21 protein-coding genes are annotated in these 22,206 nt (G+C 59.4%); 6 read left to right on the top strand and 15 right to left on the bottom strand.

The annotated features are described in order from the left end of the window. Window positions 1-21 precede the first annotated feature (21 nt). The 4 genes from LC354_RS02720 to LC354_RS02705 are packed head-to-tail and all read left to right on the top strand — an operon-like array spanning window position 22 to window position 4,307. Complete coding sequence (locus tag LC354_RS02720) at window positions 22-303, top strand: hypothetical protein (RefSeq protein WP_223421301.1); 282 nt, start codon at window positions 22-24, stop codon at window positions 301-303. Then, the gene (locus LC354_RS02715) at window positions 287-1,507 is read left to right on the top strand and encodes a serine hydrolase domain-containing protein (protein WP_223421300.1); all 1,221 of its coding nucleotides are present in this window, start codon (window positions 287-289) and stop codon (window positions 1,505-1,507) included. The genes LC354_RS02720 and LC354_RS02715 overlap by 17 nt, the downstream gene beginning before the upstream one ends. Then, on the top strand, window positions 1,504-3,441 hold the full coding sequence (locus LC354_RS02710; protein ID WP_223421299.1) for an acetoacetate--CoA ligase: 1,938 nt from the start codon (window positions 1,504-1,506) through the stop codon (window positions 3,439-3,441). The genes LC354_RS02715 and LC354_RS02710 overlap by 4 nt, the downstream gene beginning before the upstream one ends. Beyond that, a complete protein-coding gene (locus tag LC354_RS02705) occupies window positions 3,438-4,307 on the top strand; it encodes an acyl-CoA thioesterase (RefSeq protein WP_223421298.1) in 870 nt (289 codons plus the stop codon). Before LC354_RS02710 ends, LC354_RS02705 begins: the two co-directional genes overlap by 4 nt. A gap of 60 nt (window positions 4,308-4,367) precedes the next feature. On the opposite strand, the gene LC354_RS02700 is transcribed toward LC354_RS02705, so the two are convergent. The 13 genes from LC354_RS02700 to LC354_RS02640 form a co-directional block, all read right to left on the bottom strand. After that, window positions 4,368-5,135, bottom strand: coding sequence for an SDR family oxidoreductase (locus LC354_RS02700; RefSeq protein ID WP_223421297.1), 768 nt, complete (start codon window positions 5,133-5,135; stop codon window positions 4,368-4,370). Between the two features lie 459 nt (window positions 5,136-5,594). Next, on the bottom strand, window positions 5,595-6,959 hold the full coding sequence (locus LC354_RS02695) for an ISNCY family transposase (RefSeq protein WP_223421296.1): 1,365 nt from the start codon (window positions 6,957-6,959) through the stop codon (window positions 5,595-5,597). 187 nt (window positions 6,960-7,146) lie between these two features. Beyond that, on the bottom strand, window positions 7,147-7,836 hold the full coding sequence (gene phoB / locus LC354_RS02690; RefSeq protein WP_223421295.1) for a phosphate regulon transcriptional regulator PhoB: 690 nt from the start codon (window positions 7,834-7,836) through the stop codon (window positions 7,147-7,149). Between the two features lie 11 nt (window positions 7,837-7,847). Further along, window positions 7,848-8,549, bottom strand: a complete 702-nt coding sequence (gene phoU, locus LC354_RS02685; RefSeq protein ID WP_223421294.1) for a phosphate signaling complex protein PhoU — start codon at window positions 8,547-8,549, stop codon at window positions 7,848-7,850. An 11-nt stretch (window positions 8,550-8,560) separates the two neighbouring features. After that, window positions 8,561-9,358, bottom strand: a complete 798-nt coding sequence (pstB, locus tag LC354_RS02680; protein ID WP_223421293.1) for a phosphate ABC transporter ATP-binding protein PstB — start codon at window positions 9,356-9,358, stop codon at window positions 8,561-8,563. A 12-nt stretch (window positions 9,359-9,370) separates the two neighbouring features. Continuing rightward, on the bottom strand, window positions 9,371-10,729 hold the full coding sequence (gene pstA, locus LC354_RS02675; RefSeq protein ID WP_223421292.1) for a phosphate ABC transporter permease PstA: 1,359 nt from the start codon (window positions 10,727-10,729) through the stop codon (window positions 9,371-9,373). Next, complete coding sequence (gene pstC, locus LC354_RS02670; RefSeq protein ID WP_223421291.1) at window positions 10,726-12,198, bottom strand: phosphate ABC transporter permease subunit PstC; 1,473 nt, start codon at window positions 12,196-12,198, stop codon at window positions 10,726-10,728. The genes pstA and pstC overlap by 4 nt, the downstream gene beginning before the upstream one ends. A 107-nt stretch (window positions 12,199-12,305) precedes the next feature. After that, window positions 12,306-13,346, bottom strand: a complete 1,041-nt coding sequence (locus tag LC354_RS02665) for a substrate-binding domain-containing protein (RefSeq protein WP_223421290.1) — start codon at window positions 13,344-13,346, stop codon at window positions 12,306-12,308. A 135-nt stretch (window positions 13,347-13,481) separates the two neighbouring features. Beyond that, window positions 13,482-14,549 carry a sensor histidine kinase gene (locus tag LC354_RS02660; protein WP_223421289.1) on the bottom strand — a complete coding sequence of 356 codons (1,068 nt, stop codon included), beginning with the start codon at window positions 14,547-14,549 and terminating at the stop codon, window positions 13,482-13,484. A 17-nt stretch (window positions 14,550-14,566) separates the two neighbouring features. Continuing rightward, window positions 14,567-15,751: a trans-sulfuration enzyme family protein gene (locus tag LC354_RS02655; RefSeq protein WP_223421288.1), complete on the bottom strand. Its 1,185-nt coding sequence runs from the start codon at window positions 15,749-15,751 to the stop codon at window positions 14,567-14,569. Next, window positions 15,748-16,275 carry a gamma carbonic anhydrase family protein gene (locus LC354_RS02650; RefSeq protein WP_223421287.1) on the bottom strand — a complete coding sequence of 176 codons (528 nt, stop codon included), beginning with the start codon at window positions 16,273-16,275 and terminating at the stop codon, window positions 15,748-15,750. Before LC354_RS02650 ends, LC354_RS02655 begins: the two co-directional genes overlap by 4 nt. Then, window positions 16,275-16,925: a guanylate kinase gene (gene gmk / locus LC354_RS02645; protein WP_223421286.1), complete on the bottom strand. Its 651-nt coding sequence runs from the start codon at window positions 16,923-16,925 to the stop codon at window positions 16,275-16,277. The genes LC354_RS02650 and gmk overlap by 1 nt, the downstream gene beginning before the upstream one ends. Window positions 16,926-16,928: 3 nt before the next feature. Then, on the bottom strand, window positions 16,929-17,843 hold the full coding sequence (locus LC354_RS02640) for a YicC/YloC family endoribonuclease (RefSeq protein ID WP_223421285.1): 915 nt from the start codon (window positions 17,841-17,843) through the stop codon (window positions 16,929-16,931). 184 nt (window positions 17,844-18,027) lie between these two features. Between LC354_RS02640 and LC354_RS02635 the strand changes: the two genes are divergently transcribed. Beyond that, window positions 18,028-18,732, top strand: coding sequence for a PAS domain-containing protein (locus LC354_RS02635; protein ID WP_223421284.1), 705 nt, complete (start codon window positions 18,028-18,030; stop codon window positions 18,730-18,732). Window positions 18,733-18,811: 79 nt separating this feature from the next. On the opposite strand, the gene LC354_RS02630 is transcribed toward LC354_RS02635, so the two are convergent. After that, window positions 18,812-20,185, bottom strand: a complete 1,374-nt coding sequence (locus tag LC354_RS02630; protein ID WP_223421283.1) for a class II 3-deoxy-7-phosphoheptulonate synthase — start codon at window positions 20,183-20,185, stop codon at window positions 18,812-18,814. Between the two features lie 187 nt (window positions 20,186-20,372). On the opposite strand from LC354_RS02630, the gene LC354_RS02625 reads away from it, so the two are divergent. Beyond that, a complete protein-coding gene (locus LC354_RS02625) occupies window positions 20,373-21,377 on the top strand; it encodes a GlxA family transcriptional regulator (protein WP_223421282.1) in 1,005 nt (334 codons plus the stop codon). A gap of 68 nt (window positions 21,378-21,445) precedes the next feature. Here the strand turns inward: LC354_RS02625 and LC354_RS02620 are convergent, their stop codons facing one another. Next, window positions 21,446-22,192 carry an RlmE family RNA methyltransferase gene (locus LC354_RS02620; RefSeq protein ID WP_223421281.1) on the bottom strand — a complete coding sequence of 249 codons (747 nt, stop codon included), beginning with the start codon at window positions 22,190-22,192 and terminating at the stop codon, window positions 21,446-21,448. Between the last annotated feature and the right edge of the window lie 14 nt (window positions 22,193-22,206).

Genomic DNA, 22,206 nt, shown 5'->3' with positions numbered 1-22,206 from the left:
ACGGATACCCGAGGAAATCATATGTGGCCGACATTAGCAGGAGCACACAAAGCGGCGCAGGCCGCCGGTTTGATTGACCTGATCGCGCGCAAATGGAAGCTGATCGCCCAAGCCATCCAGCACGCAACGCAATACACAGTCATACCGCCGTTTGCCTGTGCGCCGGTAAATTCTCAAATCCGGGATGAAGCGTTCACGCGGATCAAGACCCATGTGGAAGAGCCGCGTACACGGTGGGACACGCTTGCGACCCGCAACGCGATGACTGTAATGCCCGGAGGATGTGATGACACTGACCCTTGATCCCAATCGGCTGGCCCGTATCACCCCTTGGGCCGCCCGCTATGTGGCGGAGCGCAAGTTTCCCGGCCTGTCCGTCCTGATCAGGCAATCGGGTCGGGAAGTGTTTTTCGATGCGGTCGGTCAGCGCGATCTGGCAAACGGCACCGCTTTCAGCCGTGATACCGTGGCGCGCATCTATTCCATGACCAAGCCGGTGACGTCGCTCGCCCTGATGATGCTGATGGAGGAGGGCCGGTTTACACTCGATACCCCCGTTTCGCGGTTCTTGCCCGATTTTTCCGACTGCCACGCCCTGATTCCGGGTGCCACCTCGCTTGATCAAGTCGAACCTAGCGCCCCGCCGACGCTGCACCAATTGCTGACGCATGTTTCGGGGCTCAGCTATCCATTCAACACATCGCTTGTGTCTCGGGCGATGGCCGAGCGGGACATCCTGTTCAAGCCAAACGCAGGCACGCTGGAGAGCCAATGCAAAGCCACGGCCGCCCTGCCATTGGCCTTTCAGCCCGGCACGCGGTGGGAATACTCCGTCGGCATCGACGTCATCGGGCGGGTGATCGAAGTCATCACCGGCCAGACCCTCGGCGCGGTGTTCAAGGAACGTATTTTTGAGCCATTGGGGATGACGGAGACGGCTTTTTCGGTGCCCGCTGCCCGACAAGACCGCTTTGCCAACCTCTATACGCCGCTGGCCGGCAACCCGATGGACCTTGGTCAAGCGGCAACAGAGACACCGACACTGCGCGAAGTCGACAACGCCGAAGGCTCCCCGTTCCTGAACCCGACGCTGCATTCAGGCGGCGGCGGATTGCTCGGCACGATCGACGACTACATGCGCTTTTCCGAGTGTTTGCGCCTGGGCGGGCAGGGGCCTGACGGACCGTTGATCTCATCCTCTACCGCGGCGTTCATGATGGCAAACCACTTGCCCGGTGACATTGCCAGTCTTGGCCCGTCCAGCTTTGCCGAACAACCGATGGACGGCGTCGGCTTCAGTCTCGCCGGGGCCGTCGTCCTTGATCCGGCGCGCAGTCGCGTCCCAAGTTCCGTGGGTGATTTCAGCTGGGGCGGCATGGCCTCCACCTTTTTCTGGATCGACCCCGTGCATGACCTGTCGGTCGTGATGTTCACCCAGCTTACCCCGTCTTCAAGCTATCCCGCACGCGCCGAACTCAAAGCCCTCGTACACGGAGCCCTGACATGAGCCGTCCCATTCTATGGACACCTTCACCTGACCGAGCCCAGGCCTCCAGCATGGCAGCATTCATGCGGTGGCTGAACACGGAACGCGACCTGAAGTTTGACGACTACAACGCGCTCTGGAACTGGAGCGTCACGGAGATTGACGCCTTCTGGGGCGCCATCTGGGATTTTTTCGATATTCAGGGCACCCGCCCGGACGTGTTTCTTGCCAAACGGCAAATGCCCGGTGCCGAATGGGGGCCGGGTGCACGATTGAATTACGCAAGCCAGATCCTGCGCCACTGCGAGACGGCTCCGGATGAGATCGCCCTGATCGTGCAATCGGAAACCTTCGGCAAAAGCACAATGACATGGGCCGCGCTGCGCGCCCAGGTCGCCAGTGTCGCACAGCATCTGCACTCCATGGGCGTCACCAAGGGCGACCGGGTGGTGGCGATCCTGCCCAACACCGAAACGGCGTTGATCAGCTTTCTGGCGACAGTGTCTCTCGGGGCGATCTGGTCGCTTTGCGCACCGGATATGGGGCATGTTGCAATCCTTGATCGGTTTAAACAGATCGCACCCAAAGTTCTGCTGGCGCAGGACGGCTATGTGCATGCCGGCAAGATGATCGACCGCAGCGCCGTTCTGAATGAGATCATCGCAGGGCTGCCTTCATTGACGGATGTGGTGATGAAACCGGTGTGCCAACCCTTGGCCGAAGACCGCATCGCTTGGGACAGTCTGACCGGAACGCAAGCGACGCTGACGCCGCTTGATGTGCCCTTCGATCATCCGCTCTGGATCGTGTATTCCTCAGGCACGACAGGAGACCCGAAACCGATCGTGCATGGCCATGGTGGCATCGTGCTCGAGGCCTTCAAACAGACCCTGCACCAAAACCTCACATCGTCGGACACCTATTGCTGGATGACCTCTTCGGGCTGGATCATGTGGAACCTGCAATGGCCCGGCCTGATGCAAGGGGCCACGGTCGCGATCTATGACGGCGCCGTCAATCATCCCGATCTGCTGGCGGTCTGGCGCTTTGTCGCCCAGCACCGCGTGACGAACTTTGGGTCAGGAGCCGCGTTCTATGACGCATGCCGCAAGGCAGGTGTCACTCCGCGCACCCTCGATCTGGAAGCGTTGAAATGCGTCGGATCGACAGGATCGCCGCTGTCACCAGACGCCTATGACTGGATATACCGCGACGTAAAATCCGACCTCTGGCTTGCCCCGATGTCCGGTGGCACGGATCTGGCCGGCGGTTTTGTTCTGGGCAATCCGATGTTGCCGGTCCGCGCAGGTGAAATGCAATGCCGCGCGCTTGGCAACGCCACGCGGGCGTTTGACGAGGCCGGTGTCGAGGTTTTTGATCAGGTCGGCGAGTTGGTCTGCACCGAGCCGCTGCCCTCCATGCCGCTGTATTTCTGGGGAGATGAGGACGGCGCTCGGTTCCATGCGTCCTATTTCGATACCTATCCCGGGGTCTGGCGGCATGGCGACTGGATCGAAATCACGCGTGACGGTGGCTCCGTCATCTATGGCCGCTCCGACGCGACGATCAACCGCAAGGGTCTACGGCTTGGCTCCGCCGAGATTTATCAGGCCGTCGAAGCAGTTGACGGGATCACAGACAGCCTTATCGTCGACCTGGAATATCTCGGACGGGACAGCTTCATGCCGCTTTTCGTTGTCGCGCCGGGAGGGCTGACGGACGAGATCAAAGATCAGATCAACGCCGCCATTCGGTCCAGCGTGTCGCCGCGCTTTTTGCCAAACGAAATTGTCGAAGTCGCAGACATCCCGCGCACACTCTCGGGCAAGAAGCTCGAAGTGCCGATCAAAAAACTGTTGCTCGGCGGCGATCCGGCGCGCGTGGTCAACCGGGACTCCATGGCCAATCCCGAAAGTTTTGACATCTTCGTCGCCTATGCAAAGGGACGCCCATGACCGACGCACACCAAACCCTGCTCGATCTGCTGGCTGTCGAGCCGCTCGAAGTGGATCTGTTTCGCGGCACGGGGCAGGGCGGCGAGACACCCACACGCATCTTTGGCGGGCAGGTCATCGGGCAAGCGTTGGCGGCTGCCTATCAGACGGTCGAAGGCCGACTTTGCCACAGTCTGCACGCCTATTTCATGCGGCCGGGCGACCCGTCCATACCGGTGATCTATCAGGTCGACCGCGCCCGCGACGGTGGCAGTTTCACCACGCGGCGGGTCGTTGCCATCCAACACGGCAAGCAGATTCTGAACATGTCGGCTTCTTTCCACATCGAAGAAGAGGGCTGGAGCCATCAGCACCCCATGCCGGACGTCGAAGGACCGGACCAACTTGCAGACCGCGAGACGCTGCGCGCCGCCGTTATTCACAAGATCCCACAACAGCACCACGCTGAATTTCTGCGCCCACGCCCCATCGACATCCGCGAAGTCGCTCCCCGCGATTTCTTCACGCCGGAGCCCGCCGACGACGTCAACCATCTGTGGTTCCGCATGGCCGCCGCGCGCGGGATCAGCCCACAACTGCAACATTGTTTGCTGGCTTATGCATCAGATATGAGCCTACTCGGTTCCGCTCTGCGGCCACACGGACAAACCTGGTTTACCGGCAAGGTCATGGCCGCCAGCCTGGACCACTCCATGTGGTTTCACGGGCCGACCCAATTCTGCGACTGGCACCTCTATACGTTGGACAGCCCCTGGTCAGGCGGCGCTCGCGGGTTCAATCGCGGCATGATCTACAACCGGGACGGTACGCTGATTGCCTCTGTCGCCCAAGAAGGACTGCTGCGCCCCATCAAACCGAAATCCTGACGGGTCTGTTTCTCTGTTCCAGAAAATCCCGGGGTCTGGGGCAGAGCCCCAGCCTGGCCGTCACAACCCACCGAACCGACGGTTCAGTTTTCGCATCCCGCCAATCCAACGATCATAGTCTGCCGTCTTCAGGCGCATGTACTCCAGAACACTGGGGTGAGGCAGCACCAGGAATGTCTCTGTTCTGATCGCTTCGATGCAGGCTTGCGCGGCATCGGCCGGCTCCAACATGCCGTCCAGCGCCGCCACATGGTCTTCGTGACCTTCGGTCATGGCCGTGCGCACCGCTTGCGGGCACAGGACCGAAACCTTGATCCCGTCGTCGCCGTGAGTCATCGCCAGCCATTCCGCAAGGCCCACCGCGGCATGTTTCGTCACCCCGTAGGGCGCGCTCCCGATCTGGTTCAACAGGCCCGCAGCAGAGGCGGTATTCAGCAAATACCCACCGCCGCGCGCCACCATACGCGGCAACAGGTGGCGCGCCGCCCATACATGGGACATCACGTTGATTTCCCAGAGCTTTTGCCAGTCGGCATTGGAAACTTCGACGCCGCCCTCGGTCAGAACACCCGCATTTGAACAAAACAGATCAATCGGCCCCAGATCGGCTTCGACCTGCGCGATCATTCTGGCGATCTCATCCTCTTTTGCGACATCAACTTTGAGCGGCAACCCATTGACAAGGCTTGCCGTTTCTTTGGCGCCGCTCAAATCCAGATCGACGCAGACAATGGATTTCGCACCTTGCTCCGCGAAGGCCAGACACAGCGCGCGCCCAATCCCTGCGGCAGCACCCGTTACAACGATGATCTTTTCCCTGAGATCCATGACTTGAGGTGTCCTCTTTTTATGTATCACGTCAGCGCGCGATTGCGGAACTATAGCTCTTGTTGGATTCAAGCTAGGGTGATTATCGCAGGTCCTCCATCATCTTTTTGCGATGGCTCAATCGCAAGCAAAAGGAGGCCCAAGGCGTCTGTGGGCAACGCGCAACCCGCGGGGTCGGAGATGGTCACTCCCATGTAAAAGGATGTCGCGTGACTGACAGCTCTTCGAACACACAGATCGGTAGATCGTATTCAGGCAAATTCTACACGGTCAATTACCGGTAGGGCCGCATCATCACATCCGCCTGATCTGCATCAGGAATGTAGCATTTCATACATTCCAAAATGAATGTGCCAGAATGCCAAGTTGTTGCAACCAAGTAGAAATGTCCGTCCTTGCGCAAAGTAGAAATGTCCCACTTGGTCGCTGAGGGGAACAAAGCCTGACAGGGCGGAGACTTCATATATCGCAGCCCTGTCTGGCTTTGCGTTCGGCGATGCGTTTGCGGTCAGCCAATGTGTTCCAGCCCGTGTTCCGACGCTCATTCTTTTTGTAGTTATTCTTCGCGCTGACGGGTTTGACCTTCGGCGGAGACGCGGCTTTCTCCTGCTCGTTCTTGATATGCGCCAGCACAGCGCTGAGGTGTTTGTTCTCTGTGATCGCTGCGTGGGTGACCCGCTGCTGATGCGGGTCGAAGATGCTGCAGGGCAGGGCAATGCCTTTGGCGCGCACCTGGATGCGCCCATCCGGCATCTCGTAGACATCGACGTATTTGCCAACCAAGCCACGCGTCAGATCATTGACCTCTAGCCGGATGCGCTTGCGGTCGTACTTCAGCGTCAGGTCCTTGGTGACATAGCGTTTGTCGCGGAGACAAAAGACTTCCGCGAGGCGATCAGGTTCGATGTTCAAAGCGCGATGCAGGTTGTCTGGTTTGGCCGGAGCCTTTGCAAACTTGGCGTTGTAGCGTTCAACGAAGCCCACTAAAAATGCGTTGCCATCTTCCATGTTGGAGATACCCGCAAGGCGCAGCTCCTTGACCAACCTGTCCTGCAACGTTCGGTTCGCGCGTTCGACACGCCCTCTGGCTTGGGATGAATTGGCGCAGATGATCTCAATGTTCAGCTCGGCCAAGGCACGCCCAAACTGAGTCATGCCCGTCATGTGTTCATTGGGCTTAGGAACCCTGAACACCGTGTGTTTGTCGCTGTAAAAAGCAACTGGTCGGCCATGTTTGAGCAGATAGCTTTCCAGTGCCTCGAAATAGCTGAAGGTGCTTTCTGAGGTCACGAACCGCAGTTCCATCAACGTACTGGTCGCGTCGTCGATGAAGACGAGAAGGGTGCAGGGATCACCCCGATCCTCGAACCAACGATGGTCTGAGCCGTCGATCTGAATCAGCTCGCCGAAGCATTCCCGGCGCAAACGCGGCTGGTGAAATGTGCGTCGCTGCTTGCGTGACAACCAAATCCCGTCCTCGACCATCCATTTGCGCAATGTCTCGCGCGACACCTTGAGCCCATGATGTTCGGCCAGCATCTCAGCAGCCAATGTCGGCCCGAAATCCGCGTAGTCCTCTTTGATGAAGCTCAGAGCATAGTCCCGCTTGGCATAATGGATGCGATTATTCGGAGGTTTGCCACGCGCCTTATGCCGGATCGCCGATGCGCCATCCTGACGGTATCGCTTCAACAGCCGGAAAATCTGCCGACGCGTCAGGTCCAACATGTTCGCAGCGTTGTCGACGCTCAGACGACCATCATCGACCTGCGCCAGAACCTCTACACGGTTCAGTTCGCGCTCGCTCATAACCACCCATCCCATGTCTGATTACCCTCAATGATTTTTGGGGGCAGAGTGACATTCCTGAATTGCTCATGGGTGACATTTTAGCTTTGCTGCTACACCAAGTAAAATCTTATAATCCACATTATGTAATTTTTTCATCGGCCGCACTGGAATGAATTCTGCTTATCTTCAGGATATTAAAACGCGAAGTCAAAGTAAGCCACTACCCAAGTGCATATCCGGCCCCGCGGACTGTGCGGACCGGATCACTGCCACCCGACTGGGTCAAAGCTTTGCGCAAACGGCCAATGTGCACATCGACCGTTCGCGTATCGACATAGATGTCGCGCCCCCAGACGCGGTCCAGCAATTGTTCGCGGCTCCAGACACGCCCCGGTTTCTCCATGAAGGTGCTGAGCAACCGAAACTCCGTCGGCCCCAGTTTGATATTGTCCGGGCCGCGCTGAACCTTGTGGCTTTCACTGTCCAGAACGATGTCGTCAAACTCCAGCCGTTGACCTACCGTCGAAGGCCGCACGCGGCGCAACTGGCTGCGAACGCGCGCCATCAGCTCGATCACCGAATACGGTTTGACCACGTAATCGTCTGCGCCGGTTTCGAGTCCGCGCACCTTGTCGATCTCTTCGGTACGCGCCGACAGCATGATCACCGGGATCGACCGGGTTTCCGGCCGGATTTTCAAACGGCGGCACACCTCGATGCCACTGAGACGCGGCATCATCCAGTCCAGCACGATGATATCCGGCAGGTCTTCGTCCACCAGCAGCAACGCTTCTTCGCCGTTTTGTGCGCGGCTGACGGCGAACCCTTCAGCTTCGAGGTTGTAGGCCAGCACTTCGCGTTGTGCAGGCTCGTCTTCGACCACCAGAACGCGGGGTTGATCGACGGACATGGGCGCGTCTCCTAAACTGGAAGCGAGGTTTTGTCGGCTTTTTGCCGCATTTCATCCGGGATCGTGCCGGTCACAAGGTACACCACCTGTTCCGCGATCGACGTCACGTGATCGCCCATGCGTTCCAGGTTCTTGGCGATGAAATGCAAGTGCATACAAGCGGTTATATTGCGCGGATCCTCCATCATGAACGTCAGGAATTCGCGAAAGAGCGCATTGTACATCTGGTCCACGTCCGTATCGCGGTCGATCACATCCTGCGCCAGTTCCGCGTCGCGGGCCACATAGGCGTCCAGAGCGTCCTTGAGCATCCGCTCCACTTCCTTGGCCATGCGGCGCAAGGCGGCCGCACTGTCATTGACCGGTGCCATCTGCGACAGAACACTGGTGCGTTTGGCCATGTTCTTGGCGTAATCCCCGATGCGTTCCAGGTTGGCGCTGACCTTCATCACCGAGAGCACAAGGCGCAGATCAATGGCTGTCGGCGCTCGCAAGGCAATGACGCGCGCCGTTTCCTCGTTGATGGTTTCTTCGAGCGCGTCGATGATTTTGTCGGCGTTGCGCACCGCCTCTGCCCGCTCTTCGTCGCGGGTCTCAAGGCTGATTGCAGCCTCAAGAATGGCATTTTCGACAAGTCCGCCCATCTTCATGATCTGGGCTTGAATGGCTTCCAGGTCGCGGTCAAAAGCCGAAGCAATGTGTTGATCTTGCATGATAATACTCCTCAGCCGATCCGGCCGGTGATATAGCTTTCGGTGCGCGGGTCCGTCGGGTTGGTAAAGATATGCCCGGTTTCGCCGTATTCCACGAGATTGCCGAGGTGGAAAAACGCCGTCTTTTGGCTCACCCGCGCGGCCTGTTGCATCGAATGCGTGACGATGACGACGGAATAGTTGCGGCGCAACTCGTCGATCAGTTCCTCGACCTGGGCCGTTGCGATCGGATCAAGCGCGGAGCACGGCTCATCCATCAGCAACACTTCGGGTTCTGTTGCCACGGCGCGCGCGATGCACAACCGTTGCTGCTGGCCGCCTGACAGGCCGGTGCCGGGCGCATCAAGGCGATCCTTCACCTCGTCCCAGATCGCCGCACGGCGCAGGGATTTTTCTACGATATCATCCAGTTCGGCCTTGTTCCGGGCCAGCCCGTGAATGCGTGGCCCGTAAGACACGTTGTCATAGATTGACTTGGGGAACGGGTTAGGTTTTTGGAACACCATGCCGACCTTGGCGCGCAACTGCACCGGATCGACCCTTGGGTCATAGATGTCTTCGCCATCGATCCGGATGTCTCCGGTCACGCGCGCCACATCAATTGTGTCGTTCATCCGGTTGATACATCGCAAGAAAGTCGATTTTCCACAGCCGGACGGACCGATAAAGGCCGTCACGGTCTTGTCCTGGATTTCGACATCCACATCCTTGATCGCATGCGTGTCGCCATAATAGACCTGCACACCCTTGGCCGAGATCTTAACGTTGTTGGTGTCCACGTCTCTCTCCACAATTCTCATATCGTTCATGGCTCGGTCTCCCTACCAGCGGCGTTCAAAGCGGCGCCGCAAGATCACGGCAATGGTATTCATCGAAATCAGAAAGCCCAGCAGGATGATGATACCACCCCAGGCCCGTTCGTAATAGGCGGGGTCTGCCCGTTTGGCCCATTCATAGATCTGGGCCGGCATGGCCGAGTTTGGATCGAGCAGCCCGCTGGCGATACCATCGGGCGCGTTCGACGCGATAAAGCCCACCATCCCGATCAGCAGCAGCGGCGCGGTCTCGCCCAGGGCCTGTGCCAGACCGATGATCGTGCCGGTCAGAATACCGGGGGCCGCCAAAGGCAAAACATGGTGAAACACCGCCTGCATTTTCGAGGCCCCTACCCCAAGCGCTGCGTCCCGGATCGACGGTGGCACCGCCTTGAGCGACGCGCGCGTCGAGATGATGATCGTGGGCAGCGTCATCAATGTCAGAACCAGACCACCCACCAGCGGCGCAGATTGCGGCAGGTGCATGAACTGGATGAACACGGCCAGACCCAGAATACCAAACACGATGGACGGGACCGCGGCGAGGTTGGCGATGTTAACCTCGATGATATCGGTGATCCGGTTCTTGGGGGCGAATTCCTCCAGATAGATCGACGCGGCAACCCCAATGGGCAGCGACAGCACCAAGACGACCAGCATCATAAAGAGCGACCCGATCATGGCCACTCCAATTCCGGCCGACTCAGCCCGGCTTTCGGAGGCATCAGAGCCTGTGATAAAGGCCAAGTTGAACGTCTTTTGCATGACGCCCAATGGCACCAGAGCGTCGACAATATCCAGATGGGTGGCGTCGATATTCTTGTCCCGCGCCACGTCTTCGCGCAGCACCCGGCCCTTGAGGTATCCATCGACCCGGCTGGACGCCAAAATCCGGAAATCAACGGTTTGTCCGATCAGGTCCGGATTTTCGATCACCGTATCGCGCACCTGCGCCGCCGCCGAGGCTGAAATCAACGCTTTCATGTCTCCGCGTTTTTCCAGTGGCGTTTCGATGCCGGCGTCCCGCACCTGTTGCAACAGCGCGTCCTGGATCAAAGGAGTGTAACCGAAGGTCGAGACTTTCTTGATCTCGTCAATATCGCGGTTGCCATTCTTGTCCAGCTTGGCCGCGTCCAGATAGACGGGTACGTTGATAAAGGTTTGCTGGAAAGCGCCCATGCCGCTTGAGACAATCGTCACCAACAGCACGACAAGAAAGATGAGACCCGTGGCGATCCCTGCGATCCCGTACATCCGAAACCTTTTTTCGGCGGCTTTGCGTTTTTGGGTCCGCGCATCGGGCGTCACCAGTGAAACCTTATGGCGCGTTTCAGGTGTCGCGGAGGGCATGCTTGCGTCGGTCATTCGTATTGCTCCCGATATTTACGCACGATGTAGAGGGCAAAGACGTTCAACCCCAATGTCAGGACAAACAGCGAGATGCCCAAGGCAAAGGCAACCAACGCTTCGGGTGAGGCAAAATCGCTGTCGCCTGTCAGCTGCGAGACGATCTTGGCCGTCACGGTCGTCATCGCCTCGAACGGGTTGAGCGACAAGCGGGCCGCGGCCCCTGCCCCCAATACCACGATCATCGTCTCGCCAATGGCGCGGCTGGCCGCAAGCAGGATCGCACCGACGATGCCCGGCAAGGCGGCGGGCAGAACCACTTGTTTGATCGTTTCAGAGCGTGTGGCACCCAGCCCGTAGGATCCGTCGCGCAGCGACTGCGGCACGGCGTTGATAATGTCGTCGCTGAGCGAGCTGACAAAAGGGATCAGCATGATGCCCATGGCAATCCCGGCGGTCATCACCGACCGGCCCCCGCCCATCCATCCGGTGCCGTCCTCACCGAACACGCTCATCAAGAGCGGGCCGATCGTCAGCAGGGCAAAGAGGCCGTAAACAATGGTCGGAATACCGGCGAGGATCTCGAGCAGAGGTTTGGCAATGCCGCGCACCCGGGCCGTCGCGTATTCCGACAGGTAGATCGCCGCAAAGAGACCGATGGGGACAGCGACCAACAGCGCCACGATCGAGATATAGATCGTGCCCCAGAGCAGTGGCAGAATGCCCAGGCTCGAGGCCCCGCCCCGGCCGGAAAAGCTCGGCGCCCATTCCAGCAAGGTGAAGAAGTCGGCCGCCGGATAGAGGCGAAAGAACTCGACGGTATTGAAGACGAGCGACAGAATGATCCCGATGGTCGTCAGGATCGCAACGGACGCCGCCGCGATCAGGATGGCGAGCACACCTTGCTCGACGACGTTGCGGGCCCGAAAATCGCGGCTGCTCTGCATCGCGCCCCAACCGCCACCGGCGAGCGCCACGATCAGCACCGCGAAGGTCATCAGCAGGCTCATCGTCGTGCTCATCTCGCGGTAGGCTTGCGCCGCGCGCAGGATCGGTTGGGTGATCTCGCTGGTGACGATCTGCCCTGCGTCCCTGAGGGTCTGCGTGATGCCGACCACGTCAGCGTTCGGGTTCTCTGCCGTCGCCTCATCGATAAAGCCGCCGTCGATGGCGTAGTCCAGCCCGTCGGCGGTGCGGCGGACTTCGGACATCACCAGACCGATATTGGCATCCTCGGCCAGCGCGCTTTCCGGGATCATACCAGAGATGCTGTTTTGAATGATGAGAGGTTGCGCCAGCGACCACAGGATCAACAATCCAAAGGCGGGGAAAATCGCCTTCATCAATGCGTTGGCGCCGTAATACACCGGCAGGGAATGCAAGCCGCGGCTGTCACCGCCCGACGCGCTGAGCGCTCTTTGTCGACCAAATGCAAACACCGCAACGGAAATCGCGATAACGATCAGCGAAAGCCATAAGACAGGCATGTGCCCTCCAATTCAATCCCGCGCGGCAAATGCGGGTCTGACGTGACAGCGGGCGGCAGAATGCGCCGCCCGCTTTGTTGTGTTCAGTGCAGTCTGATCGGCTCAGATCAGCTGCCGCCACCCATGACCTGCTCGTCTGCGACGCGTGCCTGCGTGGCGGCCAGCTCCGGGTCGGAGACCAGACCATATTGGGCCAATGGACCGTCGGGGCCCGCAATCTCATCTGCGACGAAGAATTCAGAGAATTCCTTCAGGCCTGGGATCACGCCGATATGCGCTTTCTTGATGTAGAAGAACAAAGGACGCGACACAGGGTATTCGCCGGCCGCGATGGTTTCCGTGGTCGGCTCGACACCGCCCATGGTGGCCACTTTCAGCTTGTCTGTGTTGTTCTCGTAAAACGCCAGGCCGAACACGCCGATAGCGTTCGCGTTGGCGTCGATCGAAGCCAGCGTTTCGGTGTAATCACCGTCGATATCGACCGAACGCCCATCGGTGCGCACTTCAAGGCAGGCATCTTCGGCATCGTCATGGCTCATGCCACCGGCGACCATCGCGTCCATGGCACCGGTCGCTTCGCACCCCGCAGCAATCACTTTTTCCTCGAACACTTCGCGTGTGCCGTGCTTGGTGCCGGGGATGAAGGCCAGGATATCAGCGTCGGGCAGATCCGCGTTGAAGTCGGACCACTTGGTATATGGGTTGTCGACCAACGCGCCATCCACCATGACCCGTGGGGCCAGAGCGTTGAAAATGTCGGACTGGGTGAAGGCGGTGAAGGCCGGCCCGTCGAACTGGCTGGCAAAGACGATGCCGTCATAGCCGATGCGCACTTCGATGATGTCCGTCACACCATTTTCAGCACAGACTTGCATCTCTTTTTCGCGAATCGCGCGCGAGGCATTGGCGATGTCCGTGTGCTCGGTGCCGACACCCTGGCAAAAACGCTTGAGCCCGGCAGAAGATCCGCCCGATTCCACAACCGGTGTCGGGAAGTCGAAGTTTTCGCCAAAGGCTTCGGCAACAATGGACGCGTATGGCAGCACGGTCGAAGATCCGGCGACCTGCACCTGGTCGCGCGCGGCAGCAGCCGTTGCCGCAACCGCTGAGATGGCCAGAGCCGAGGTGGTCAGTTTCACAAAGGACATGAATGTCTCCTGTCAGAATGTCAGTGATCCCCCCCATGGGAACCTTGGCACCCGTCTAGGAGGTGCGCGCAATGCTTTTGTGACAGTTGTGTAACGGTTTTATGACAGACGCGATATTTGTCGTCAGACGCCGGTCTAGATCAACCCGTCTTGCGCCAGGAGCGGCAAGAGCACGGTGAAGGTCGCCCCCTGCCCCAGTTCGCTTTCGACCCGCAACCGTCCCCTGTGCCGGTTGATGATATGCTTGACGATGGCCAGACCCAGACCCGTTCCTCCAAGGGCACGGCTGCGGTGATCATCACTACGATAAAAACGTTCCGTCAGGCGCGGTAAATGGACAGAATCGATGCCCGGCCCGTAATCCTTTACGCGAACGCGGGCTCCAGGTGACCGCAAGGCCGGTTCACGTGCGCTGGTCGTCAGGGTGAGTGTCACCCGCTTGCCGGAGCCGCCATATTTGATCGCGTTCTCGATCAGGTTGGTAAAGACCTGTTTCAGTTGGTCGGCATCGCCATGCATCCTGGCGGGATCGTCGCCCAGTGCCAGTTCAATCGCGACGCCGGCTTCGTCAGCAAGCGGCAGCAGCGTGCGCACCGTGGATTCGATGACATCGACCAGTGACACCACCGTCGTCGGACGCACCCGCTCGTCGCTTTCTACTCGGTTGAGCGACATCAGATCGCCCACCAGACGGTTCATCCGTTCCGCTTCACCCTGCATGATGTCCAGAAACCGCTCGGACGCGGCAGGATCATTGCGGGCGGGGCCGCGCAGGGTTTCGATAAATCCCATCAGCGCGGTGAGCGGGGTGCGCAACTCATGGCTGACATTGGCCACGAAATCGCGGCGCATCTGGCCCGCCTGCTCGACATGGGTGATGTCTTCGAACACCAGAACGGCCACTGCGCCGCCGTTCCGGCCGACACGCGGGACGGCCCGGCAGCTGACCTTGTAAGTGGTGTCCTGGGCGCCGTCATTGCTCAGGTACCGTGCCGTGCGCGCCGTCCCGTCTTGCAATGTTAACTCGATCGCATCCAGAAGGGCCGGCTGACGCAGCATCGTGACATAGTTCATGCCCACCGCCTGACCGCCGATCAGGGTCAGCGCGTCAATATTGGCTGCCATGATCCGTTCGGAACTGTCGATGGCCAGCACCGGCAAGGGAATGGAGGCCAGCATCGCGTCGATGGCTTCGCTGCTCATGGCGCGGCTCCGGCTCTCTACTCGGCTGCGGCCTGCACGGCCGCGGTGAACACATCGCACAAGACCTTTGGGTCTTCGAGACCGACCGACACGCGAAAGAACCCTTCGGACATGCCAAGCTCCGCCCGCCGCTCGGGCGTCATGGCGCGGTGCGACGACGATGCGGGATGCGATACGGTCGTACCCACATCCCCCAGCGTCGGTGCGAAATTCAGACCTTCGGCGGCCCGCGCAAAGGCATTGGCCTGCGCCCGCCCGCCCGGGATTTCAAAACTCACCATGTTGCAGAACTGATCCTTGAGCAGGATCGCCGCCTGTTCACGGTCCGGGTGATCGTGGCGGCCCGGATAAATCACGCGGCGCACGCCTTTCAGTCCGGCAAGATGATCGGCCAACATGGCAGCGGTGGCCTGTGCCCGATCAAACCGCAGATCAAAGCTGAGCATGCCCCGCTCGGCCAGCCAGCAATCAAACGGACTGGGCGTCATACCCGTCGTCACGGTAAAGACCCGCAGTCGGGTGTTGATATCCGCGTCACGCGCCGCCACATAGCCCAGCATCACATCCGAGTGGCCCGCCAACAGCTTGGTGACGGAATGAATGACGATATCCGCCCCGTGATCAAAGGCCTTGAACCCGCGCGGGGTTGTGAACGTGTTGTCCACGACCAGCAGAACGCCCGTTTCACGCGCCAGCGCCGCAAGGCCCAGAATGTCGGCAATGCGCAAGGTCGGATTCGACACGACCTCGACCAGAATCATCCGTGTTTCGGGGCGGATCGCGGCACGGACCGCGGCAACATCGCCCGGATCGACCAGCGACGTCTCGATGCCCAAACGGGGCAGATCCTCTGACATCATGCGCAAGGACCGACCATAAAGCTGGTTGCCGCCAATGACATGATCGCCCGCCTTGGTCAGGCCAAGCAGCACGGCTGACACGGCCCCCATGCCGCTGGACGTCATCACACCCATATGCGGCGCGCCTTCCATCCTGTCGATGGCTTGCGCGACCACGTCGGCATTGGGATGGCCTTCGCGACTATAGGTATAGCCATGCAGCTTGCCGTCGTACTGCGCGTCCAGCATGTCCGGCGTATCCGAGGAATAGACCACCGACGGGCTGAGCGGCGTCACGACTGGGCGCGAGGCGCTTTCCGGCAAAGGCGTCGGGCGCATCAAGGATCCGCGGTCGTTCTTCATGTTGGCACCTCTGTCATTTCATCGCGGAAGCGACGCATGTTTTCCTGATAATGGCGCGCCGAGTCGCGCAGCCCCTCGATGGCCTGCGCGTCCAATTCGCGTACGACCTTGCCCGGCATGCCCATCACCAATGAACCGTCCGGGATCACCTTGCCTTCGGTGATCAGAGCTCCTGCCCCGATCAGGCAGTTCTTGCCGATCTTGGCGCCATTGAGCACCGTCGCCCCCATCCCGATCAGAGAATTCTCGCCGATCGTGCAGCCGTGCAGCATCACCTTGTGACCGATGGTGCACCCTGCGCCGATCGTCAGCGGATAGCCCAGATCGATATGCATGACGCACTTTTCCTGCACATTGCTGCCCGCACCGATGCGGATCTCTTCGTGATCGGCGCGTATGGTGCAGCCGAACCAGACACTTGCGCCCTCCTCGAGCACCACCTTGCCAATCAGATTGGCATCGGGCGCAACCCAGGTATCGGCGTGACAGTCGGGGCGGTTCGCGCCCAAAGCATAAATCGGCATTACAGGTCCTCGAATTCAGCTTGAAGTTTGCGCACATGATCCGTCAGTTGCGGTTGTTGCAAGCGCCGCAAACGGGTGGCGGAAATGATGGTTTTGAGCTGCGCCTCGGTCTGGTCCAGATCGTCGTTGACCAAAACGAAATCATAGCTGTCCCAACGACTGATCTCGTCCCAGCTTTTGCGCATACGCTTTTCGATCACCTCATCGCTGTCCTGCCCCCGCGAGATAAGCCTGCGGTGCAGTTCGGTAATCGAGGGCGGCAGCAAAAAGATCGACAATGTATTGGTGCCAAGATCCGAGTTGCGGATCTGTTGCGCGCCTTGCCAGTCGATGTCGAACAACACGTCATGTCCACGGTCGATCGCCTGCGCGACAGGTTCTTTCGGCGATCCGTAAAAATGCCCGAACACATGCGCATGCTCCAGCATCTGGGCCTCTGCCACCATCATTTTGAAGTCGGCCTCGGCGGTAAAATGATAATGCTCGCCGTGCACTTCGCCGTCGCGCGGTGCGCGTGTCGTCGCAGAGACGGAAAACGCGATATCAGGGTCCCATGCGCGCAGACGCCTTGCCAGCGTGCTTTTCCCGGCACCGGAGGGCGAGCTGAGGATGATCAAAAGTCCACGGCGTTTGGTTTGGTCGACAGTCATTTCTTATTCCACGTTCTGCACTTGCTCGCGCATCTGATCGATCAGCGCCTTGAGTGCGAGGCCGATGCGCGTCAGGTCGGTATTTTGTGCCTTTGAGCACAGTGTATTGGCTTCGCGATTGAACTCCTGCATCAGGAAATCCAGTTTACGGCCGATGGCGCCCGCCTGGCCCAGCAGATCACGCGCCGCGCTCACATGGGCCATGAGGCGGTCGATCTCTTCGGTCACGTCGGCCTTGACAGCCAGCAACGCAAGCTCCTGTGCGACCCTGTCAGGGTCGGCACCTTCCGTGTTGTCCATCACGCGGGCAAGGTTACGCTTCAGCGTTGCAGCCACGTCGTCCTTTCGGGCCTCTGCCAAGACGGCCGCGTCCCGGGTCAGCCGCTCCATCTCGTCCAATTGCGCCATCAGGAGGCTTTCAAGCGCCGCGCCTTCTGTGCACCGCATGGCGTCAAACGCGTCAAGAACCGCGGGCAAATCCGCCAGCAGCGCTTTGCGCAATTCGGTCGGGTCATCCTGATCGACGGATTGCTCCAGGACGCCGCGCACCGCCGCAATGTCGCTGGCGCGCGCCGGGGCCAGTGACAGGCCCTGATCCATGGCTTCCGCTTCGATGTCCAACAGCGCCTGAACGACTGCGCGCATCTGCTCGGTGTTGACGCCGAGTTTGGCCACGGCGTCATCGCGACTGACGCGCAGCGACACGGTGACGTTGCCGCGTTTGGCATGCGCCGCCACGATGGGGCGGATCGCGGCCTCCAACCCTTCTATCCAGTCAGGCACACGAATGCGCAGGTCGAGCCCCTTGCCATTGACGCTGCGGATGTCCCAGGCCCAGCGGAACGGATTCATGTCGCCCGATTGCGTCGCAAACCCGGTCATGGAACGAAGGACGGTATTGGGATCGAAATTGGTCATGAGAGTGGCTTTAGGGGGATACGCGTATTCAGGCAAGCCAAAGCCTGTCGGTTCGAGCCGACACAGAGGTTAACCAATCCTTAGGATTTACCTCCATCAAACAGTCGGATTTGTTATACATTGTCGCAACGAGCAGCGGTGATGCTCTAAACACGTTTCGTTGAACAAGTGAAAGACGCAGGCAATGGACAAATCCGACCCAAGGGCCCACAATATCAAAGTCATGACAGATTTTCGCGCAGAAACCGGATATTCCGCTATTTCCCAGGTCGAGGCCTATTGGGAAGCCCTGCGCGGTATGCGGATGATGCCGAAACGGTCCGAAATTGATCCACGCGGCATCGAATCCGCGCTCGAATATACCTTTGTTCTGGAACGGATCGCACCGAGCATGGCGCGCATCCGCATCGCGGGCAGCCATCTGAGTGATCTGATGGGGATGGAGGTGCGCGGGATGCCGCTTACGTCCTTCATCACGCCTCCCGGTCGGGTGCAGGTGTCGGATGCGCTCGAAGAGGTTTTTCAGCGCCCGGCGGTCAGCGAACTGCGCCTGACCTCCGAAGTGGGTGCGGGTAAGCCGCATATGGACGCGCGGATGCTGCTGTTGCCGCTCAAAAGCGACTTGTGCGATGTAAGCCGCATTCTGGGCTGCTTTGTTGCGCAAGGCAATATGGGCACCGCACCGCGCCGCTTTGACGTTGCGGGCGCAAAAATCCGGGAGATAACGGCGCCTTCGACGCTACCGTCGGCCCAAACCGATCCCGCCCTTGCGGAACGGCGCAATGCGACGCGGCGCATGCCGGGCTTTGCCGAAGAAAATGCGGCGTTCGAGGCCTACACGCCGCGTCCGGATGTTCCGTATCTGCGCCTGGTCAAAACCGACGACTGAGATTGAGGCGGTTTCGAGGCGCCATCAAAAAAGGCGCGTCCTATTCGGGACGCGCCTTTCGGCTTGATTGTATCTTGGATCAACTGGCCGCGCGCGCCTTGGCCCGTGCAGTCCGCAAAGATGACAACTCTTCCGCCACGAGGAATGCCAGTTCCAGCGATTGCGACGCATTGAGGCGCGGATCGCAAGCGGTGTGGTACCGATCGCTCAGATCTTCGTCGCTCACAGCGCGCACGCCGCCTGTACACTCGGTCACATCCTGGCCCGTCATCTCGAAATGCACGCCGGCGGGCACGGTGCCTTCCGACTGGTGCACGCCAAAGAACTCGCGGACTTCGCGCAGCACGGATTCAAAAGGCCGTGTCTTGTAGCCGCTGGAGGACTTGATCGTGTTGCCATGCATCGCGTCGCACACCCAGACCACTTCAGCACCCTCTTCGCGTACGGTGTTGATCAGGCGTGGCAGATGTTCACCCACCGACCCCGCACCAAAGCGCGCGATCAACGTCAGACGGCCCGCTTCGTTTTCGGGGTTCAGCTTGGCCATCAGCAACTTGAGGTCTTCGCTGGTCATCGTCGGCCCACATTTCAGGCCAATCGGGTTCTGAACGCCGCGCGCATACTCAACATGTGCGCCATCCGGCTGACGGGTCCGGTCACCGATCCAGATCATGTGGCCGGAACCTGCAAGCCATTTTCCCGATGTCGAATCAAGTCGCGTCAGCGCCTCTTCATATTCCAGCAACAGCGATTCATGGCTGGTGTAGAATTCAACTGTCGAGAACTCATGCGTCGTGTCGGCATCAATTCCGGCAGCGGCCATGAAGTCGATCGTATCCTGAATGCGCTCCGCAATCTCGCGGTACTTTTCAGCACCATTTCCATCAGCAAAGCCAAGGGTCCACGAGTGCACGCGGTGCATGTCCGCAAAACCACCCGTCGAAAAGGCGCGCAGCAGGTTCAGCGTTGCGGCCGCCTGTGTGTAAGCTTGCAGCATCTTTTCGGGCGCAGGAATGCGCGACTCCGGCGTAAAGGCCAGGTCATTGATGATGTCACCGCGGTAGCTGGGCAGCTCCAAGCCATTGATCGTCTCGGTCGGTGCGGACCGGGGCTTGGCGAACTGGCCCGCCATCCGGCCCAGCTTGATCACCGGCACCTTGGCGCCATAGGTCAGCACCATCGCCATTTGCAACATGACCTTGAACGTGTCGCGGATGCTGTCCGCGCTGAACTGGTCAAAGGCCTCGGCACAATCGCCACCCTGCAACAGAAACGCGTTTCCGCGCCCCGCATCCGCCAGGTGTTGCTTGAGACGGCGTGCCTCACCCGCAAAGACCAGAGGCGGATATTTCGAGAGCTGCGCCTCGACCGCATTCAGGGCCGCCGCGTCTGTATAATCGGGCATCTGTACCCGGGGCTTGGCGCGCCAGTCAGATTTCGTCCAATCGCTCATCGTTTCTCTCCGCAAAATGTTAGCGATCTCATCATCGCGACACCTCTATACAAAAGCCTTTGGAAGGTGACCATATCCGAAATTCGACCCCTTGACGTCGTATTTGGCGCGTGGTCATGCTTTTTGACAGGCAGAAAAATACGTGCGCAAAGGATGGACGCACCGACAACGACAGGAACACGCCGCGATGTCGACCCAGCGCCCGGCCGCCCGAACCCAAGACGACAGCGACAAACCCAAGCAGTATGTGTTTGTTTTGCTTAACAATTTCACTCTGTTATGCTTTTCGGCCGCGTTGGAAAGCTTGCGCATCGCCAATCGGATGGCAGAGCGGGACCTCTACAGTTGGCGGATTATCGGCGAAGGCGGCGATGTTGCCTATTGCTCGGCCGGGACCGGTTTTAAACTGGACGGTGATCTGGACGAATTGAGCCGCGATGACGTGGTGATGGTCTGCGGCGGTATCGATGTCCAGTCGGCGACCACCAAACGTCTGCTGGGCTGGCTGCGCCGCGAAGCACGCAAGGGTGTGCCGATGGCCGGGCTGTGCACAGCTGCATATACACTGGCGCGCGCCGGATTGCTCAGCGGCAAGAAAGCGACGATCCATTGGGAAAACCAGGACAGCTTTTCCGAAGAATTTCCCGATGTCGAACTCACGAAATCCGTTTTTGTCGTGGACGGCTCACGATTGACCACGGCGGGCGGAACGTCGTCGATCGACCTGATGCTCAAGCTGATCGCCGATGACCACGGCGAGGAACTGGCCAATGCGGTGGCCGATCAACTGATCTATTCCTCGATCCGGACGGATCAGGACACGCAGCGGCTTTCTGTGCCGACCCGCATCGGGGTACGCCACCCCAAGCTCAGCCAAGTTATTCAGATCATGGAACAAAACATCGAAGAGCCGATCAGCCCGTCGATTCTGGCCAAGGATGTCGGCATGTCGACCCGGCAGTTGGAACGGTTGTTCCGTCGGTATCTCAACCGTAGCCCCAAGCGGTATTACATGGAACTGCGCCTGCAAAAGGCGCGCAATCTGTTGATGCAGACGGATATGAGCGTCATCAACGTGGCGCTGGCCTGCGGCTTTGCCTCGCCGTCGCATTTTTCCAAATGCTACCGCTCGCATTATGACACGACGCCGTATCGTGAGCGTGGCGCACATGCGGCACGGCTGTCGATCTAGAAATTCACGGGTTTCCGCCTGTCCAGAACTTGAATTTCGATCCGTAAGTCTTTGTAAAAAATGAAACTCTAGGCTTCTTCGCCTTTGAACCCCGTTGCGACGACGAATTTCTCGGAACTGTCCGAGCGTGACGCGGGCGGCTTCACGTTCGCAACCTTTTTGAAGCGCTGCTTCAACAGCTTTTGCAAGCTGCCTTCCGCGCCTCCGGCCAAGACCTTGGCCACAAAGGTGCCCCCCTCTTCGAGCACGTCAAAGGCGAAATAGGCCGCCGCCTCGCAAAGCGATATGATCCGCAAGTGATCGGTTTGTTTGTGGCCCGACGAAGCCGCCGCCATATCCGACATCACCACATCCGCCTTGCCGCCAAGCCATTCCTTGACTTGCTCATCCGCGCCATCATCCATGAAATCAAGCTGGTGCAATTCGCATCCCGCGATGGGCTCCATTTCCTGAAGGTCGATGCCCAGAATGGTGCCGACGGATTTGCCCGACCGCTCCGCCAGCACATTGCAGCGTTTGACGGCGACCTGACACCAGCCACCGGGGGCGGCTCCCAGATCGACGATTCGGGCACCCGGAACAAGAAAACGGTACTTGTCGTCCAACTCCATGATCTTGTAGGCCGCCCGCCCACGATAGCCTTCGGCCGTGGCACGTTTGACATAAGGATCGTTCAACTGCCGTTGCAGCCAGCGGGTCGAACTCAGCTTGCGCCCGCGCGCCGACTTTACCTTGACCTTGAGATCACGCTGTCCGCGCCCAGACGTGTTCTTGCCCGTGGGTGTCTTGCTTTTGCCGGTTGGGGTCTTGGCCACGATTGCACCTTTTT

Origin of the sequence: Tateyamaria pelophila (genome assembly GCF_019966495.1) — a bacterium.
Classification (GTDB): domain Bacteria; phylum Pseudomonadota; class Alphaproteobacteria; order Rhodobacterales; family Rhodobacteraceae; genus Tateyamaria; species Tateyamaria pelophila.
Note: the sequence above shows the minus strand (reverse complement) of the source record. Positions and strands in the feature narration are given on the sequence as shown.